This window comes from Spirillospora sp. NPDC048911 (genome assembly GCF_043198015.1).
Taxonomy (GTDB): Bacteria; Actinomycetota; Actinomycetes; order Streptosporangiales; family Streptosporangiaceae; genus Spirillospora.
Window position 1 is genome coordinate 58,131 of record NZ_JBICUD010000010.1, and the last position, 17,164, is coordinate 75,294.

The 17,164-nt window shown below is 68.8% G+C and carries 16 protein-coding genes and 3 pseudogenes; 12 read left to right on the plus strand and 7 right to left on the minus strand.

The window, feature by feature from the left end; translation table 11 throughout:
* Positions 1-206: 206 nt before the first annotated feature.
* Together ACGFNU_RS37110 and ACGFNU_RS37115 are read right to left on the minus strand one after the other, a co-directional pair.
* Entirely contained in the window at positions 207-1,637 is a 1,431-nt protein-coding gene (locus ACGFNU_RS37110) for a tyrosine-type recombinase/integrase (RefSeq protein WP_392601262.1), read from the minus strand.
* A gap of 34 nt (positions 1,638-1,671) precedes the next feature.
* Positions 1,672-1,917, minus strand: a complete 246-nt coding sequence (locus ACGFNU_RS37115; protein ID WP_392601263.1) for a hypothetical protein — start codon at positions 1,915-1,917, stop codon at positions 1,672-1,674.
* Here ACGFNU_RS37115 and ACGFNU_RS37120 point away from each other — a divergent pair.
* A pseudogene (locus ACGFNU_RS37120) lies at positions 1,835-2,236 on the plus strand (cytochrome P450); the annotation flags it as partial. The gene ACGFNU_RS37115 and the pseudogene ACGFNU_RS37120 overlap by 83 nt on opposite strands.
* Positions 2,237-2,365: 129 nt before the next feature.
* Here the strand turns inward: ACGFNU_RS37120 and ACGFNU_RS37125 are convergent.
* Positions 2,366-2,989 carry a TetR/AcrR family transcriptional regulator gene (locus tag ACGFNU_RS37125; protein ID WP_392601264.1) on the minus strand — a complete coding sequence of 208 codons (624 nt, stop codon included), beginning with the start codon at positions 2,987-2,989 and terminating at the stop codon, positions 2,366-2,368.
* Between the two features lie 352 nt (positions 2,990-3,341).
* Here ACGFNU_RS37125 and ACGFNU_RS37130 point away from each other — a divergent pair, with 352 nt between their 5' ends.
* On the plus strand, positions 3,342-4,388 hold the full coding sequence (locus tag ACGFNU_RS37130) for an NAD(P)/FAD-dependent oxidoreductase (RefSeq protein ID WP_392601265.1): 1,047 nt from the start codon (positions 3,342-3,344) through the stop codon (positions 4,386-4,388).
* A 92-nt stretch (positions 4,389-4,480) separates the two neighbouring features.
* Entirely contained in the window at positions 4,481-6,112 is a 1,632-nt protein-coding gene (locus ACGFNU_RS37135) for an MFS transporter (protein WP_392601266.1), read from the plus strand.
* Between the two features lie 322 nt (positions 6,113-6,434).
* On the opposite strand, the gene ACGFNU_RS37140 is transcribed toward ACGFNU_RS37135, so the two are convergent.
* From ACGFNU_RS37140 to alr, 3 genes are all read right to left on the minus strand, one after another.
* Positions 6,435-7,901, minus strand: coding sequence for an aspartyl protease family protein (locus ACGFNU_RS37140; RefSeq protein ID WP_392601267.1), 1,467 nt, complete (start codon positions 7,899-7,901; stop codon positions 6,435-6,437).
* Positions 7,902-8,172: 271 nt separating this feature from the next.
* Complete coding sequence (locus ACGFNU_RS37145; protein WP_392601268.1) at positions 8,173-8,400, minus strand: hypothetical protein; 228 nt, start codon at positions 8,398-8,400, stop codon at positions 8,173-8,175.
* Positions 8,397-9,536: an alanine racemase gene (gene alr, locus ACGFNU_RS37150; protein WP_392601269.1), complete on the minus strand. Its 1,140-nt coding sequence runs from the start codon at positions 9,534-9,536 to the stop codon at positions 8,397-8,399. Before alr ends, ACGFNU_RS37145 begins: the two co-directional genes overlap by 4 nt.
* A 219-nt stretch (positions 9,537-9,755) precedes the next feature.
* Here alr and ACGFNU_RS37155 point away from each other — a divergent pair.
* The 7 genes and pseudogenes from ACGFNU_RS37155 to ACGFNU_RS37185 form a co-directional block, all read left to right on the plus strand.
* A pseudogene (locus ACGFNU_RS37155) lies at positions 9,756-10,112 on the plus strand (alpha-hydroxy-acid oxidizing protein); the annotation flags it as partial.
* Positions 10,113-10,212: 100 nt separating this feature from the next.
* Positions 10,213-10,347 (plus strand): hypothetical protein, encoded by a 135-nt coding sequence (locus ACGFNU_RS37160; RefSeq protein WP_392601685.1) that lies wholly within the window; start codon positions 10,213-10,215, stop codon positions 10,345-10,347.
* A pseudogene (locus ACGFNU_RS37165) lies at positions 10,290-11,222 on the plus strand (hypothetical protein); the annotation flags it as partial. The gene ACGFNU_RS37160 and the pseudogene ACGFNU_RS37165, both read left to right, overlap by 58 nt.
* 101 nt (positions 11,223-11,323) lie before the next feature.
* Positions 11,324-11,452, plus strand: a complete 129-nt coding sequence (locus tag ACGFNU_RS37170) for a hypothetical protein (protein ID WP_392601670.1) — start codon at positions 11,324-11,326, stop codon at positions 11,450-11,452.
* A gap of 342 nt (positions 11,453-11,794) precedes the next feature.
* Positions 11,795-12,010 carry a tyrosine-type recombinase/integrase gene (locus tag ACGFNU_RS37175; RefSeq protein ID WP_392601671.1) on the plus strand — a complete coding sequence of 72 codons (216 nt, stop codon included), beginning with the start codon at positions 11,795-11,797 and terminating at the stop codon, positions 12,008-12,010.
* Positions 12,011-12,139: 129 nt separating this feature from the next.
* Positions 12,140-13,258, plus strand: a complete 1,119-nt coding sequence (locus ACGFNU_RS37180; protein WP_392601270.1) for a tyrosine-type recombinase/integrase — start codon at positions 12,140-12,142, stop codon at positions 13,256-13,258.
* A 15-nt stretch (positions 13,259-13,273) separates the two neighbouring features.
* A complete protein-coding gene (locus ACGFNU_RS37185) occupies positions 13,274-13,606 on the plus strand; it encodes a helix-turn-helix domain-containing protein (protein ID WP_392601271.1) in 333 nt (110 codons plus the stop codon).
* 800 nt (positions 13,607-14,406) lie between these two features.
* Here the strand turns inward: ACGFNU_RS37185 and ACGFNU_RS37190 are convergent.
* Positions 14,407-14,586, minus strand: a complete 180-nt coding sequence (locus ACGFNU_RS37190; RefSeq protein WP_392601272.1) for a hypothetical protein — start codon at positions 14,584-14,586, stop codon at positions 14,407-14,409.
* Between the two features lie 136 nt (positions 14,587-14,722).
* On the opposite strand from ACGFNU_RS37190, the gene ACGFNU_RS37195 reads away from it, so the two are divergent.
* Entirely contained in the window at positions 14,723-16,009 is a 1,287-nt protein-coding gene (locus tag ACGFNU_RS37195; RefSeq protein ID WP_392601273.1) for a hypothetical protein, read from the plus strand.
* Between the two features lie 36 nt (positions 16,010-16,045).
* A complete protein-coding gene (locus ACGFNU_RS37200; RefSeq protein ID WP_392601274.1) occupies positions 16,046-16,888 on the plus strand; it encodes a phosphotransferase enzyme family protein in 843 nt (280 codons plus the stop codon).
* Positions 16,889-17,164: the final 276 nt, after the last annotated feature.

Here is a 17,164-nt window from a genome sequence, read left to right on the forward strand (position 1 = left end):
CTGCGACCGGGCCCCCTCAGAACCGGCCGTGCCCATTGCTGAGCAACCGGCTCAAGCAGATCTATGCATCACACGCCTGCAGAAACACTATTCGCAGGATCCTCACTGCGGCGTTGGCAATGAGTATGTACAAGGGATGTTTTGGGCGCGTTCTTTCGCTGCGATGACCTGATGCCCGGCCATTCTCAGACAGTCCCGAATCGCGTTCAGGAGCCACCGACGATAGGGAGGTCATTGATGAGATTGGTGACAGGGCTGGTGTTGAGGCCGGTGGTGGCCGAGGCGCTTTGGGTGAGGTTGTCAATGATGTCGCCGAGGTCCTGGGCGTGGGCGGGCGCCGTGAGGGTGGCCAGGGCGGCTGTCGCCGTAGTGGTGGTCAGGGCCAGTGTGAGGAGCCTGCGCATGAGGGTCAGTGCACCGCTGGCGGTCCTTGCCATGATCTGCTTCTCCGCTCCGTGAGCTCTGGGCTTGGTGTCACCTAAGAGAGAAACTCCATAACGTGTCCGGGGGGCCACGCTCTGCTTTCGGGCGAGGATTCGCTGGATCCAACTCTCCAGTCGCCACGGCGGCAGACCTGCCGCCAACCGCTGGCCCGGACGAGCACTCACCGTCCGCAGCAGGTTCTCCTCGCCGGCGCCGACGGCCACCGCCGAGACGTGCTCACTCAGATCAAGGCCACTACCTGCAGCCCAGCGCGCTCGCCGCCCGAACCGCAACTCCACCGACAGACGCAGGCGCGGCAGCGCCCCCCAGCACTCGCCGACTACCTTCACCAGGTGCTCAACAGCCGGCGCCTGACCCTGCAGGCGGACAAGGACCCCTCCAGTTGCGTGCCGTCTTCGGCCAGGTGGGTGAGCCGGGAGTGGCGGAGCTGGTGGAGGGTGTAGCCGCGTCGGCGCGGGTCGTGCTGCTTGGTGTCCCGCTTGAACAGGTACTCGGCGCTCGTAGGAGAGCCTGCCGCGGCCGGTGTGCGGGCACACGTCGGCGGCCGCGGGCATTCGGGTCGGCGCGAGGCGGCGGTCGGCCAAAAACAGCGGACCTGAGGTGCGGGCCCCGACCAGCCGCGGCAGCAGGCGGGCGGTGCCGGATTGCCAGTGGATCCAGCGGACGGTGCCGCCCTTGCCGGTGATCCGGCCGCACTTGTTGTCCAGGCCCAGGTCCTCGATGTTGAGCGCGAGGACCTCGTCGGCGCGGGCCGCCGATTCGTACAGCAACCGCCGCAGCGTCTTGTCCCGTAGCGCGACGTCGCGGCGGTTCAGGAGCGCGGTGACGATGTGGCGGTCGATGGCGCGGGTGCGGTCGCGGGTGTCGGGCCTCCGTTCGATGAGCGCGGCCAGGTCGGTGGTGACCCAGCCGCGGCCGGGCCCGGCGGCCCAGCTGGTGAAGGAGCGCAGCGCCGAGCGGTGACGGTTCCAGGTCCGCGGGGCCGCCTCGCCCCATGCGGCGGTGAGCACCGCGGCGGTCTGGTCGGCGGTCAGCTGGGCGAGCGGGACGGTGTCGCCGAGTGCGCGGCGCAGCCGCCGCAGCATCTGGCCGTAGGAGCGCAGCGTGTCGGCGTCTAGGTCACGGCGGGCCAGGAACTCCCCGGCGGCCCGGCCGAGGGTGACGGCCGGCAGCGGGACGATCTGGGTGGTCACGGGGTCGGCGGAGATGAGGAGACGCCCGCCTCTCTCAAGTATCTGGTCGAGCGCGTACCGGCCCGTCCTCACCGACCTCGACCAGGCGGCCAGCGCCGGTGGAGACGATCTGCAGGCGCACCCACCGCTCACCGCGCGGGCCGTCCAGCGGGTAGACGACGTACCGGCCTGCGTAGGCGCGCTCGGTCGCCGCGCTCACGCCGATCATCGAGTTCCGCCGCAACCTCACCCGCGACCACGAGATGAACGGGCACACCTGCAAAAAGGGCGACAAGGTCATGCTCTTTTACAATTCCGCCAACCGCGACGCCGCCGTGTTCGACGACCCCGACACCTTCGACATCACCCGCGATCCCAATCCGCGCCTCGGCTTCGGGGGGCCCGGTCCCGGTCCCCATCTCTGCCTCGGCACCCACCTCGCTCGCCGCGAGATCACCGTCATGTTCCGCGAGCTCTTCAGCCGCCTGCCCGACATCCGTGCCGCCGGTGAGCCCGACCGGCTGTTGTCAAGCTTCAGCAACGGGATCAAGCACCTGCCCTGCACGTTCACCTTGCCCCGGACCGGCCGAGCAGATCGAATCACGGCTCGGGCAGGGTGACCGGCTGTTCAGTGCAAGCCGGCGACACCGCGGATGCGGTGGAGCAACTCGACCGGATGCGGGCGCGGTTCTTCGCCAACCGCCCAGACGACCGCCCGGCGGCGCGTCGACTTACGGGCCGTGCCCTTGTCAGCGGTGGCGCGGGCGAGGCAGCAAGGCGAACGCGTTCTCCGCAATCGAGGTCAGGCGGGCGGGACTGTGGCCGTACGCGCCTACGACATCGGTCCCGCGGATGATGGTCAGCAGAAGGTACGCGAGGTCGTCGGGATCCGCGTCGGGGTCGATGTCACCGTTGCGCTGCGCCGCTCGCACACACTCGGCCACCGCCGCCGCGACCACGGAGAAGCAGTCGTTGGCCAGGCGTTTCACCTCGGGGTCGGAGGTGCCGACCTCCAGGGCCATCTTGGCGGCGAAGCAGGCCGCCGCCGCCCGGTCAGAGGCGGGGGGTACGTCGGCGGCGAGTGGCACCCCGTGGACGGCGCGGAGCAAGTATGCGTGCAGTCGTTCCAGGGCGCCCTCGTCCGGTCCGGCGAGCATCTTCCGCGGACCCTGCCCCAGCCGGGCGAAGTAGCCGGCCATCGCCTGCAGCAGCACTCCGTGCTTGCCGTCGAACGCGGCATAGAGGCTGCCGCGGCCCAGGCCGGTGGCGGCACTGATGTCGTCGACGCTCGTGCCGTTGTAGCCCGAGGCGCGGAACTGCCGCTCGGCGGCATGGAGGACGTGGTCGCGGTCGAAGCTTCGTGGTCTTGCCATACACAGAAGGTAAAGCTGACCCGCCGTACTTGACAAATCAGTACAGAACTACCTAGGTTTCTGACTGTTCAGTACACAACCATCCTGAGCTCACCGGACAGGGTGCGTGCACGCCTGGCGCGGTGGAGAGCAACCCATGCCTTTGCACTCCTCCGCGCCGCCCGGCATTGCGACGCCTTCCAGGCCGGCAAGGCCCGGTCGGATCCTGGCGATCCTGGCGACGGCGAGTTTCATCGCCGGACTGGATCTGTACATCACGAACGTCGGGCTGTCCTCGGCGCGGGGCACTTCCTGGGCTTCCTGAACAGCTGACCCCCTGCAACCACCCAGAACTCGAAGGGCTGACCGAACCATGACTGACAAGGAAAAGCAGGAGGCCATGGCTGTGACCACTCCTCCGTACGCGAGCGACGCACTGGCCGAGGGGACCGTCGACGCGGTGGTGATCGGCGGGGGCGCCGCGGGGTTGAACGGTGCACTGATCCTCGCCCGCTCCCGCCGCTCGGTCGTGGTGATCGACAGCGGCTCCCCGCGCAACGCGCCCGCGGAGGCCGTGCACGGCCTCCTCGCCCTGGACGGCACCCCGCCGTCCGAGATCCTTCGACGGGGCCGGGAGCAGGTGCGCCAGTACGGCGGACGCGTCGTGTTCGGCGAGGTGGTCTCGGCCGAGTCCGCCGCCCCGTCGGCGGACGGGGACCTGCGGTTCACCGTGAGCCTGGCCGACGGCCGCAGCATCACCGCCCGCCGCATCCTGGTGGCCACCGGCCTCACCGATGTGCTGCCACAGGTGCCCGGGCTCGCCGAGCACTGGGGGCACAGTGTGGTGCACTGCCCGTACTGCCACGGCTGGGAGGTGCGCGATGAGCCCATCGGTATCCTCGCCACCGGCCCGGCCTCCATCGGCCACGCGTATCTGTTCCGCCAGCTGACCGAGGACCTGACCTACTTCACCCACGGCACCGACCTGGACGAGGACAGCCGCGCCCGCTTCGCCGCCCGCGGCATCCGCGTCATCGACACCCCGGTCACCGAGGTCGTCAACGACCAGGACGGTGCCCTCGCCGGGGTGCGCCTGGCCGACGGCCAGGTCGTGGCCCGCCGCGTCGTCGCGGTCGCCTCGCCGATGCAGGCCCGCACCCAGGGCCTGGAAGGGCTGGGCCTGCCGGTGCGGGACCTGCCGAACATGGGCCGCGGTTTCGCCTCCGGCATGGCCGGCACCACCGAGGTGCCGGGTGTGTGGGTGGCCGGCAACGTCACCGATCTGGTCGCCCAGGTCGGGGCCTCCGCAGCGGCCGGCGCACTGGCCGGCGCCGACATCAACAGGATGCTGGCCATCGCGGACACCGACGCGGCCCTCCAGGGGATCGCCGAGGGAAGCACCAAAGCGGCCACAGGATGATCTTGAAGCCCTGAGATCTCAGCCCGTCACCCTCGCCTCACGAGCAATGAAGTGATTCCGCTCGTCCGCCCCGTCCCTCTCAGGAGCTACTGATGTCCTTCCTTGCGAACACCCCCGTGGAGAAAATGACCGGCCCCTACGCGCGGCGCTGGTGGGCGCTGCTCGTGCTGTGCCTGAGCCTGCTGATCACGGTGATGGCGAACACGTCGCTGATCGTCGCCGCCCCTGACATGACCACCGACCTGGGCCTGAGCAGCAGTGATCTGCAGTGGGTCGTCGACGGCTACACCGTTCCGTACGCGGCGCTGATGCTGGTGCTGGGCGCAATCGGCGACAAGTACAGCCGGCGCGGCGCGCTGGTGCTGGGTCTGCTGATCTTCGCCGGCGGTTCGGTGATGGGGAGCATGGTCGACGAGACCTCGCTGGTCATCGTGGCCCGCGCGATCATGGGTGTCGGTGCCGCGGTCGTGATGCCGGCCACGCTGTCCCTGGTGGTCGCGACCTTTCCCCGGAGCGAGCGGGCCAAGGCCATCACTGCCTGGGCCGCGACCTCCGGGGTGGCGGTAGCCGTCGGCCCGCTGGTCTCCGGCTGGCTGCTCGAGGACCACGCCTGGGGCTCGACCTTCCTGATCAACGTGCCGATCGCCCTCCTCGCCGTGTTCGGCGCGCTCGCCCTGGTACCGCCGTCCAAGGCTGAGGGCATGGGCCGGATCGATTACGTCGGTGGTCTGCTCTCGATCGTCACCGTCGGCTCCCTGATCTACGCCGCCATCGAGGGCCCGCACTCCGGCTGGGGCGTCGGCCCCGTCACCGCCGCCGTGGTCGCCGGTGCCGGTCTGGTCGCCTTCGTCGCCTGGGAACTGCGGCACCCGCACCCGATGCTGGACGTCCGAAAGTTCGCGCTGCGGCCCTTCAGCGGCTCGATGCTCGCGGTGATGTTCTTCTTCTTCGGCATGTTCGCCGTGATCTACTACGCGACGCAGTTCCTGCAGTTCGTCCTCGGCTACGGCGCCCTGGACACGGGTGTACGGCTGCTGCCGCTGGGCGGTGCGGTGTTCCTCGGGTCCGCGCTGACCGGGAAGCTCACCCCGAAGCTGGGGGTCAAGATGATGGTCGTGACCGGCCTGGCCGTCGGCACGGCGGGCATGTTCCTGCTCACCCAGATCGACAAAGGGTCGACGTACGGGGACTTCCTGGCACCGCTGATGATGCTGGGCCTCGCGCTCGGACTGGCCATCTCCCCGGCGACCGACACGATCATGGGCTCCTTCCCCGAGTCCGAGCTGGGCGTCGGCGGCGGTGTCAACGACACCGCGCTCGAGCTGGGCGGGGCGCTGGGCATCGCGGTGCTGGGCTCACTGCTGGGCACGGCCTACCGGGACGAGCTGACCGACCTGGTGGGCAACCGGCTCCCGGGCGAGGCGATGGAGACCGCCAAGGACTCGGTCGGCGCCGGCCTGGCCGTCGCCCAGCGGATCGCGCAGGATCCCTCCGCCGGGCCCCAGCAGGCCCAGACCGCCGTGGACGCCGTCCACCAGGCCTTCGCCCACGGCGTCGCCCAGACCAGCCTCATCGGCGGGATCATCATGGCCGCCGGAACCCTGATCGTCCTCGCGGTCCTGCCAGGCCGGCGCGGGTTCGCGAAGCAGAGCGCCGAGCCGGGGGCCGCGACGGCGGCGAGCGATGCGGCGACCGTGCGAGAGCACACCGGGTCCACCCGCTAGATCGCCGGCAGGGCGTCCACTGGATCGTCGGGGACGCGTCCGCCGGGTCGCCGGGCACCGGGACAATCTGCAGGCGATCGCCGAGATCGAGGCTCTGCTGACGACAGGTTGATCAGGCGATGAGGCCGTACTCGTCCTGGTCGGTGGCGTGGTGAACGCCTCGACCAGGATCGAGCAGCCCGCCGCGAGCGCCGGGATCCGGCGCACTACCTTGTGCGGCACCGGGCGATGTGGGTAAGGGTGGCTGGTTCGCCCATCCCCCCGCGGCCGTATGAGCGGGCAGCTCCAGGTAGCTCCCATGACGCCCGTGCGGTCGCGGTGATCAGGTGGCCTTGCCGCGGGCGATGTAGACGTTCATGTCGGTGAAGTCGAGGGTGATGTTGTAGGGCTTGTAGAAGGAGTGGAAGAAGCCTCCCAGCGAGTCGAACCCGTATTCGTCAGCCTGCATCTGTGGGGCCGCGTTGCAGTAGATCTCCCTGGCGACGGCGTTGCCGATGCGGATCTCCGTCGGGTAGCAGGGGTAGACGACCGTTGGGTGGCTGTGGCCAAAAGTCTCGAGCGGGCGGTCGTAGTCGGTGCGGATCCGCAACTGCTTGGCCACCTCCCCCTTCATGACCGCGGCGCACTCGCTGAGTCCGCCGATGTTCACGCCCACCACCCGGGGGCCGGAGCCGGCGAAGCTGCCCGTGCTGTGCACATACTGCTCACGGGCCAGCCACAGCGGCAAGGGCTTTGCGCCCGCCCGGATGGCGTCGGCGCGTACCTTCCTGGCCACCTCGGGGGTCCGGCGGCGCAGGATCAGCGACCGGCCCGCGTAGTCAAAGGTGGTCAGGAAGTGGTAGAAGACCCACGTGCCGATGATGCCGTCGCCGGACGTGGGATCATCCTGGTCCGTCTCCGTCCACTCGACGGGGATGTTGCGCAGTTCGATGCCGCCCAGCTTGAAGGAGTTCGCCACCCCGAAGTACATCCATGCGGTGCCGTTCTTGTAGTCGATCTTTTGCTTGGCCACGGCGCGTAGCCCGGCTTCCTCGGCTACTTTTGCGGACATGCCCAGCCACGGGGCGCCGGTGTAGAACGTGAAGCGTTTCGGCGGTCCGCCGTTGACCGAGGCCTCCACCAGCGGTGACGGATCCATCTGCTTCCATGGCACGCGGCCGATGTCGCCGTGGATCTGATACGGCTTGCCGCGGACTGCCGCGAACCACTTGGCCCGGGTTTCCTGGCTGGCCGCTTGCCAGTGTGGTACGGAGAGGGAGAGTTTGTCTTGCCGGATGTAGCAGTCGCCCAGGAACCGGTTGGTCTGCTTGTCGTCGGGCGCCAGTGTGAGGGCCATCGTGAGATACTTTTCCGCGTCGGGGAACTTGTTGCCCAGTAGCCCGACGTAGCCGCGCTGGCGGGCCGCGTGCAGGTTCGTGGGGTCTGTTTTTAGGATCTCCTCGTACGCGCGGTCGGCCTGCTCGAACTTCCCGGCCTTGAATAACGCGTCCGCGTCACCGCTGTCGGCGTGCGCCCTGGCCGCCTCGCCCAGCAGCGGCGCCGCGGCGGCACCGGCCACCACGGCGGTGCCCCGGAGCAGCGAACGCCGGTCCCATTCTCCGCCATCAGCCACGGCCTTCTCCCTTTTCGTGATCACCTTCCGGAGCCGGGGCACCATGCCCTCGGCACGGACCGCTGTGGTCCATGCCTCCACTGAAGACGGGAGACTGTCGCGGTGGCGTGTGCGTTTTTCGATACGCCCGCGATACATGCAATCCCCGGCATCCCCGCCATCGAGGAACCGGCGCAAGCCGGCGGTGAGAGCGGCCCGCCGCTGGTGATCGCGGGAGCCCGGCTACCCCAGTGGATGGCGGGGGCGGCCACAGAACGGTTGCCGCTGGGGGGAGCCCCTGACGGAGTCGACGGGCCGTTCGGCCGCCTGTTCCTGCAAAGCCTGGCCATGGTCGCTGAGTTCGAGGCCAACCTGGGGCACCTGCGCACCCGCGAGGGCATGAGCTGGCCAAGCGCCAGCGCAAGCAGTCCAGGCTCCCCGGATCCACGTAGCGGCCGTTCCGGGGCCGCTACGCCACCGGCGGAGTCTCCCTCGCGGAGCCGGCCACCGAGTTTCCAATGGCCTGCGACCCGAGCGCATCCGCTCCTTGCCTCCACGTCCCGTCGCGGTCGATGGTCAGCTCGTCGGTGTCGAATCCGCTGGAGCGCAGCGCCTGCGCGACCGCCGTGGCAGTCGCCAGGGAGACCTCGTGCTCGGCGTTGGCTCCGCCGCCGATAACCACGATGCGCCGTGTCATGCGGTGCTCCTTTTCACGCGCGGCCCGATGCCGGTGACGATGGTGTGCGGAATGGTCCCGGCCCAACGAGCCCAGTCCCCGATGGTCGGGGTCGCGCCCCCGGCCGGGCTGAACATGGTCGCGGACGTGCCGACCGGGAAGAACTCGGCACCGGTATCGATCACGATCTGGTCCATCGAGACCCGTCCGACGACCGGGAAACGGCGCCCGCAGATCTCAACGGACGCGTGGGGCGAGAGCTCTCGCTGGATCCCATCGGCGTACCCGACAGGCAGGACGCTCAGATGGGTGGCACGATCGGTGACATACGTGCCGGCGTAACCGACCGGGGTGCTGGCCGGCGCCGCCGTCGTGTGCGCGATCGGTGCGGTCAGACGGGACGCGCCGTGCATCTCCACGGTCCCGGAGGGGTCGATACCGACAAGTCCCGCCCCGACGCGGACCATGCCGAAATGTGTCGCCGGGTCGGTCACCGTCCCCGACGTGGCCGCAAGATGGGCAAGCGGCGAACCGAGCCCCGCCGCCCGGACCGCCTGCCGCGCCTGGCGCATACGTGCGACCGCCGGCGCGTTCGCCGCGGGGTCGGCCCGGTCGGCCCGGTCGGCCCGCGGAAGGTGTCCCATGACACCCACGACACGGACCCTCCGAGCCTGCTGACCACGCTGTGCGAGACCGATCAGTTCGTCCCACTGCCCGCGGGGGCAGCCGCCACGGGACATTCCAGTGTCCACATGTAGATGAACCCGCACCGTCGACGCGGCTTGCGCAAGAAGCGCGCCGAGCTCGTCCACCGACCCGACCGCGACATCGATCCTGGTGGCTGCCGCCGCCTCGGCGTCGATCCCGGAGGGGTGCAGCCAGGTGAGGATCGGTACCGCCAGCCCCGCGGCGCGCAACGCACAAGCCTCTGCGACACTGGTCGTCCCGAGCCACTCGGCACCGGCGGCAACGGCGGTCTTGGCGACCGTGACGGCGCCGTGGCCGTAACCGTCGGCCTTGACCACGGCCATGATCGTGCTCGCGGTCCGCGCACGAATCTTGGCCACGTTCGTCCCCACCGCCACCGGCAGCGTCTGCAAGGTCGGCGGTCGAAAGGCACCTGCCCGGCGCTCAAGCGCGACCGGCACCCGATTCACGGCTGCCTCCTCGGGTCCTCAGCCGGATCCGCGTACATCGGCGGGCAACGGTCGTCGACAGCATCGGGACGCAGCTCGTCACGCCAAGGCTCATTGCCGTGGATCTGACACAGCCCGTGCGCGGCACCATGCTCAGACAGCCAAGGCGCGCGCCGCGCAGTGGACCTGCTGGAAGCGGACGCCCTGCAGATCCACCTCAACGCGGTGCAGGAGATCGTGATGCCCGAGGGCGACCGGTCCTTGACCGCCTGGCCCGCGCAGATCGAAGCCATCGCCGCCGCCGCAGGCGTCCCCGTCATCGTCAAGGAGGTCGGCTTCGGTCTCAGCCGCACGACCATTTGCCGACTGCGCGACGCCGGTGTCGCGGCGGCCGACGTCAGCGGACGCGGCGGCACCAACTTCGCCCGCATCGAAAACCAGCGCCGCCCCGCCGGCGACTTCGCCTTCATCGCCGAATGGGGCCAGTCCACCCCCTGCTGCCTGCTGGACGCCGCGGACATCACCGGTAGCGACATCCTGGCCTCCGGCGGTGTCCGCTCCCCCCTCGACGTCGCCCGCGCCCTGGCCCTGGGCGCCACCGCGGTGGGCCGGGCGTTTCCTCGGTGTCCTGGTCGAGCGGGGCGCGCAGGCGCTGATCGAGAAAATCGGCGGCTGGCTGCAGCAACTCCGACTCATCATGACCGTCCTCGGGGCGGCCACACCGGCCGCCCTTGCGGGCTGCGACCTGCTCCTCACCGGCGAGGTGGCCGGCTACTGCCAGGCCCGCGGCATCGACCCGGTTCCCTACACCTCCAGGAGTACCCGCACATGACCACGCACACCACCCCGCCTGCGACTGCGCAGGCAACTGATTCGCACGCCACCGATTCATTCGCCTCGGTACCCATGAAATGGGTGGGGCCGATCCGCATCACCGGCAACACCGTCAACGAGGAGGTGTCGGTGCCGCTGGCCACCTTCGAATCACCGCTGTGGCCCTCGACCGGGCGCGGCGCACGCCTGTCCCAGCACGCCTGTAACGGCATCGTCGCCACGCTGGTCGATGAGCGGATGACACGCTCGATCCTGCTGGAAGCCGACGACGCCGCCACCTCCCACCGCGCTGTCCAATACCTGGCCGTGCACTTCGCCGACCTGCAGGCCATCGCCGCCGCCTCCAGCCGGTTCGCCCAGCTCATCGACTGGCACCACCAGATCGCCGGAAATCTGCTGTTCCTGCGGTTTGAGTTCGCCACCGCCGACGCCACCGGGCACAACATGGTCACCCTGGCCTGCGACCACCTCATGAACCACATCCTGACCCAGGTGCGCGGCCTGCGGTACGGCTCGATCTCCGGCAACTACTGCACCGACAAGAAGGCCACCGCCGTCAACGGCATCCTGGGCCGAGGCAAGAACGTCATCACCGAAATCCGGCTGCCCCGCCAGGTGGTCGAGGACAAGCTGCGTACCACCGCCGCCGCCATCGCCACGCTCAACATCCGCAAAAACCTCATCGGCACCCAGCTGGCCGGCGGCATCCGCTCGGCCAACGCCCACTACGCCAACATGCTGCTGGCCTTCTACCTGGCCACCGGCCAGGACGCCGCCAACATCGTCGAAGGCTCCCAAGGCCTCACCCACGCCGAAGACCACGGCGGCGACCTGTACTTCTCCTGCACCCTGCCCAACATCATCGTCGGCACCACCGGCAGCAGCAAAACACCGGCTTCGTCGCCGACAACCTCACCCGGCTCGGCTGCCGCGACCCCCGCGAACCCGGCGCCAACGCGCGCCGCCTGGCCGTCCTGGCCGCGGCCACCGTCTTGTGCGGCGAACTGTCACTCATGGCCGCTCAGACCAACCCCGGCGAACTCATGCGCGCCCACCTGAAACTCGAACGCCAACCCAGCCCCGGCAAGCCCGCCACCAGCTGACCCTGCCACCCGTTCAGCCTGCTACCAGCTGAGCGCTGCGCGACAAGACGCTGCGGCGGTTGCTGTACGAATCGGCGGCCCGCGCCGACGAGGTCCTCGCGCTCAACATCGAGGACCTGGGCCTGGACAACAAGTGCGGCCGGATCACCGGCAAGGGCGGCACCGTCCGCTGGATCCACTGGCAATCCGGCACCGCCCGCCTGCTGCCGCGGCTGGTCGGGGCCCGCACCTCAGGTCCGCTGTTTTTGGCCGACCGCCGCCTCGCGCCGACCCGAATGCCCGCGGCCGCCGACGTGTGCCCGCACACCGGCCGCGGCAGGCTCTCCTACGAGCGCCGAGTACCTGTTCAAGCGGGACACCAAGCAGCACGACCCGCGCCGACGCGGCTACACCCTCCACCAGCTCCGCCACTCCCGACTCACCCACCTCGCCGAAGACGGCTGGTCAGCCCCGATGCTCATGGCGCTGTCCGGACACGAGAACATCCGCAGCCTGGCCATCTACACCAAATCTCAGGAATTGCATCAGACGGGCGAGAATCCGCAGGTCGCCTCCTGAAGGCATTACCGGAGTGAGGTGCTCGGTCTGTGGGTTCATGCTGCTTGACCTGAACCACTTACGGGGTGCTCCCGTTAGATGCAGGATCCAACCGTCAAACGGTTGCGATTGTGGGGGCTGGAGGGGCGTGTGGGACAGAGCGACCTGGCGGGCGCAGCCCATCTCGAACTGGTCTCCGGGGTCGTGCAGTTGCGGCCGGAAGACGCGCTGTTCGAGGCGATGCTGAGAGGATGGCGGGCGCAGCAGGCCGCCCGCGGATTGCAGGAGAGCACCATCGCGCCGCGCGAGCGCTTGGTCCGCAGCTTCTTGGCGTTCTGCAACGAGTACCCCTTGCAGTGGCAGCCCGGCCACGTGGACGAGTGGACACTGTCGCTGACCAGCGAACATCACCTGGCGCCGTCCACGATCCGCAACTATCAGACCGATCTGCGGTTGTTCAGCGAGTACCTCACTGACGCCCGCTACGGCTGGGCGGCCGAGTGTGAGGCCGCGTTCGGGCCGGGCGTTCACCCGGTGCCGATCTGCCACGAGTGGAACACCATTGCCCACCTGAATGACTACGAGGGTCGCCCCGAGGCCCGCCCGTTTACCCGCGATGAGCTGCAGCGGTTCCTGGACTATGCCGACGATCAGGTGGAACGCGCGGTCAAGGCCAAACGGAAGGGGGCGCTGGCCGCCTACCGGGACGCGACGTTGTTCAAGGTCATGTATGGGTGGGGGCTGCGCCGCACCGAGACCTCCGAGCTGGATGTGGTCGACTGGGGCCGCAACCCGGCGGCTCCGGAGTTCGGCCGGTACGGCATGCTGCACGTCCGCTACGGCAAGGCGGTGCGGGGGCAGCCGCCGCGGCGGCGGAACGTGCCGTCGGTGATGGGCTGGGCGGTGTCGGCTGTCGCCGACTACGTGGAGAACATCCGGCCGCGGTTCGACTGCGCCGATCATCCGGCGTTGTGGGTGACTGAACGCGGGGGCCGGGTGAAACCGGCGGAGATCAACGCCCGGTTCGTCACCTACCGCGACGCGCTTGGCATGCCCAAGGATCTGTCGCCGCACTCGGCCAGGCACGCGTATGTCACGCATCTGACCGAGGACGGCGTGGACCGCCGGTTCATCCAGGAGGCTGTCGGGCACCGCTGCGACACCTCCACCGCGATCTACACCCACGTCAGCGGGGACTTCATGAACACCGCACTGCGCAAGGCCCTGAGCCCTGCTCTGGACGAGGCCAGCGGCGAGCAACCGGGTTGAGGATCGGAGGGATCGATGACGCGCAAGTTCGACTACCGGTGGAATCTGCGGCAAGTGATGGCGACCCGCGAGATGTTCCAGACCACGGACCTGACCGAGCCGTTGGCCGAACGCGGTATCCACCTGTCGTCCAGCCAGGTCTACCGGTTGGTGGCTGAGCGGCCCGAACGGCTCAGCCTCAAGGTTTTGATGGCACTGCTGGACATCCTGAATTGCTCGATGGAGGAGCTGATCGAGCCGATCGCGAACGCCACTCCGTCGCGCGGACGCAAGACCGCTTCTGGAGACGAGGCTGGCGTTGGTGACCTGCGGCCTAAGCGTGCCAGGATCACCCGACCTGGTGAGTGAGCGATGACCATCGACGCTTCTGAGGCCGACCCGATCAGCGCCATCGTCGACCTGATCGCCGACGTCGAGCTGCGCCTGGACCGGATGACGCTTGAGAAAGTCGCCACTGGGGTCGCTGGAGGGCGGGCCAAGCGGCGCAGGATCGTCAAGGCTCTGCTGGATCGACCGGCAGTCCTGACTGATGGACGGTCGCCGGCCCCCCGCGCCATCGGGGACCTGCTCATCTCGCTGCGAGCGGCAGGCGCCACGTCGGTCTCGCCGCCGGTCTGTGCCGAGTGCGGCAAGCACCTGCGGACTCTCCAGCGCCGCGGCCAAGACTGGTACTGCGGGGTCTGTGGTCCGAAGCGCGAGACTTGCGCTGTCTGCCGAAACCTCCGCCGGGTCCGTACCCGCGATGCGGAGGGAAAGCCTCGATGCGTTCGGTGCCCGCCTGATGATGTCGGCGCTGCTATGGACGCCATCGTGAACGTCGTCGCCGGGATCGACCCCACCCTGCCCGCCGAGGTGGTGATCACGGCCGTGAAGGCGGCCGTCCCTCAAGTGGGCAGACGCCACCAGCTCGCACGGGCCTTGCGGGATCAACCCGAGCTGCTCACCGGCTCCGGAGCCGAGGCGCCTGTTCCATCGGTGCTGAGGCTGATCGACGAGCTGAAGGCTGTGGGCTCCTCCCGCATCGTCCCGCCGGGATGTGCTCGGTGCGGCCGCACAATCCGCCTGACCAAACGGCACGAGGGCAGGCGGATCTGTCGGACCTGCTACGCGCACCTCCACCTTGAGGAATGCGCCCGGTGCGGCACCGTTCAGCAGACGGCGATCCGCGACGGCCATGGGCGGTCGCTGTGTCCCCGCTGTTTGATCACTGATCCGGCGAACCAGGAGACCTGCACCCAGTGCGGCCGCCGTCGTCCCGTGGGCGTCCGTACTCCCGACGGGCCCTTGTGCGAGAACTGCCGGCCCTGGAAGATCTTGATCTGCAGCATCTGCGGCCGACAAGCACCCTGCCTGATCTCGAAGACCACCGGCCAACCGTGGTGCACAGCGTGCAAACAACGATGGGCTCGATGCAGTGGCTGCGGCGAGGTCAGGCCGATCCGCGGTGGCACCACCTCCGAGCCCTTGTGCTCGACATGCACACGCCCCGACCCCGAGTTCTGGCGCAGTTGTCCGATCTGTCGGCAGCCCGGCCGGATCCACGCGGGCCGATGCGCCCGCTGCACCCTGAACCGACGGCTGCGGGAAGCAGTCAGCGATGAGACCGGTCAGATCCGTCCCGAGCTTGAGGATCTCTACCAAGCCCTGGTCTCGACGGAACGTCCCGGCACCGCCGCCACATGGCTCGATCGCAGCTCGGCACCACAGATCCTGCGCGAGCTCACGCCCGGCCAACAGCTCACCCACCAAGCCCTCGACGAACTGCCTGAAAGCAAGACCGTCGAACACCTGCGCGCCGTCCTGGTCGCCATCGGCACCCTCCCACCACGGGATGATCAGATGGCCCGCCTGGAACGTTGGATCACCCGCACCATCAGCGAACAGCCCGACCCAGACCAACAACAATTGCTGCACCGCTACGCCACCTGGCACCTGCTCCGACGGCTTCGCCGCAGACTCAACGGTGCCCACACCGTCCACAACCAGATCGTCAACGTCCAGCAGCACGTCAGAGCCGCCATTACCCTGCTCAACTGGCTCACCGCCCACCATCTGACCCTCGCGACAGCTCAGCAGGGAGACCCGGAAACCTGGCTGACCAGCAACGAAGCCACCCATCGTCGCGAAGCCGGGAGCTTCGTCCGTTGGGCCAAGAACAACAAGCTCACCCAGCTCGATCTGCCTGCTATCAGGTGGGGCGGCCCGTCCGGCCCCATCGACGCTGAGACCCGGTGGAAACAGGCCCGCCGACTCCTCCACGACGACACTCTCAGACCCGAAGACCGGGTCGCCGGGCTGCTCGTCCTCCTCTATGCCCAACGGCCCGCCACGATCAGTCGGCTCACCATCGACCACGTCCAAACCAGCGACGACCAAGTACGTCTCGCCCTCGGCCACCAACCGGTCATCGCCCCCGAACCCCTGGCCACTCTCCTCACGCAGCTCCTCACAACCCGGCAAGGACATGCCGCCATCGGTGACCAGCACAACTCGACCTGGCTGTTCCCCGGCGGACAGCCCGGGCGACCAGTCAGCGCGTTCCAACTCGGCGAACGACTCCGCCGGCTCGGTCTGCGTCCTGGCCAAGCCCGCTCCACCGCGCTGTTCCAGCTCGCCACCGACCTTCCAGCCGCCGTCCTTGCCCGCATGCTCGGCATCCACATCAGCGTCGCCGTCGCCTGGCAACGCGCCTCCGCCGGCGATTGGACCGCCTACGCCGCCGAGGTCAGCCGACGAACCAAGCACCCGTGACCAGACCACCCCGAACTGAAAGGCACGATCATCGGCATGCGAAACGACCAGCCGGCGCCGGACGAGGAACCGCTGATCGGGGATGGCGTTACCCCGGACATCGTCCGTGTCGCCGACACCGTGCGTCGTCCGGTCAGGCCCTTTACCGCCACGATCCAGGCCTACCTCGCACACCTGCACCAGGCCGGGTTCTCCGCCGCTCCCAGGCCACTGGGATTCGACGAACAAGGCCGGGAAGTACTGTCCTTCGTGCCGGGTGAGGTCCCGCGCGAGCCGCTCCCGCCCGAGGCGACAGGCGACGAGGTCCTCATCGCCTTGGCCCGTCTCATCCGGCGACTGCATGACGCCGCGCAAGGCTGGACACCCCCCCAAGACGCAGTCTGGGCCACCCCGCCCGGGACAGCGGGAATCCCGTTCGTCGACACCGGCGCCGAACTGGTCAGCCACCGCGACTACTGCCCGGGCAACGTGGTCTTCCGCAACGGCCTCCCCGCGGCGCTCATCGACTTCGACCTCGCCCGGCCGACCACCAGGATCTACGACATCGCCAACGCCCTCTACTGGTGGGCGCCGCTGGCACACCCCAAAGACCGAACCCCCGCCCTCACCGACGCCGACATCCCACACCGCGCGGCAGTATTCGCCGACGCATACGAGATGACCCATCAACAGCGCCATGAACTGGTGCCCCTGGCCACGCGGATGATTCAACGCTTCCACCGGACCAGCCGCGCCGCAGCCGCCCTCGACCCGGTGTTCCGGCGCTTCTGGGAAGAAGGCGTCAAGGACCGCCTCCCCCGAGCCGAAGCATGGCTCGCACACGAAGGTCCCGCCATCGCCGACCGGCTCACAGCAACCACCCCCGACCGCAAGCCATGAAGCAGGCATTCGGAGAGTTGCGATATCTGAGTCCGCCAGAGAACGTCAGCACCGAAGCCGTCGGCGCAGCCCTCGCCCAGCAAGACCCGGGCCGCCGACACCGCAGTCGCTGACGAGCACATCCGCATCGCCGCGGTGGATGGCGGTAACTCCGCCCTCGGCGAGCCACTAACGCCACTGGCCGAGTGGTTGTCGCTCAAGCCCGGAATCGTCGGCGTGTCCGGACCGGGCTGCGCGATCCTTGGCCCTTTGCCCCGATCTTCCCCCCAGGAGGCA

Coding starts and splice junctions, on each gene's coding strand:
- ACGFNU_RS37200 (WP_392601274.1), top strand. CDS start 16,046: ATGCGAAACGACCAGCCGGCGCCGGACGAGGAACCGCTGATCGGGGAT.
- ACGFNU_RS37160 (WP_392601685.1), top strand. CDS start 10,213: ATGACCGTCCTCGGGGCGGCCACACCGGCCGCCCTTGCGGGCTGCGAC.
- ACGFNU_RS37130 (WP_392601265.1), top strand. CDS start 3,342: ATGACTGACAAGGAAAAGCAGGAGGCCATGGCTGTGACCACTCCTCCG.
- ACGFNU_RS37185 (WP_392601271.1), top strand. CDS start 13,274: ATGACGCGCAAGTTCGACTACCGGTGGAATCTGCGGCAAGTGATGGCG.
- ACGFNU_RS37125 (WP_392601264.1), bottom strand. CDS start 2,989: ATGGCAAGACCACGAAGCTTCGACCGCGACCACGTCCTCCATGCCGCC.
- ACGFNU_RS37135 (WP_392601266.1), top strand. CDS start 4,481: ATGTCCTTCCTTGCGAACACCCCCGTGGAGAAAATGACCGGCCCCTAC.
- ACGFNU_RS37145 (WP_392601268.1), bottom strand. CDS start 8,400: ATGACACGGCGCATCGTGGTTATCGGCGGCGGAGCCAACGCCGAGCAC.
- ACGFNU_RS37190 (WP_392601272.1), bottom strand. CDS start 14,586: ATGCTGCAGATCAAGATCTTCCAGGGCCGGCAGTTCTCGCACAAGGGC.
- ACGFNU_RS37115 (WP_392601263.1), bottom strand. CDS start 1,917: ATGACCTTGTCGCCCTTTTTGCAGGTGTGCCCGTTCATCTCGTGGTCG.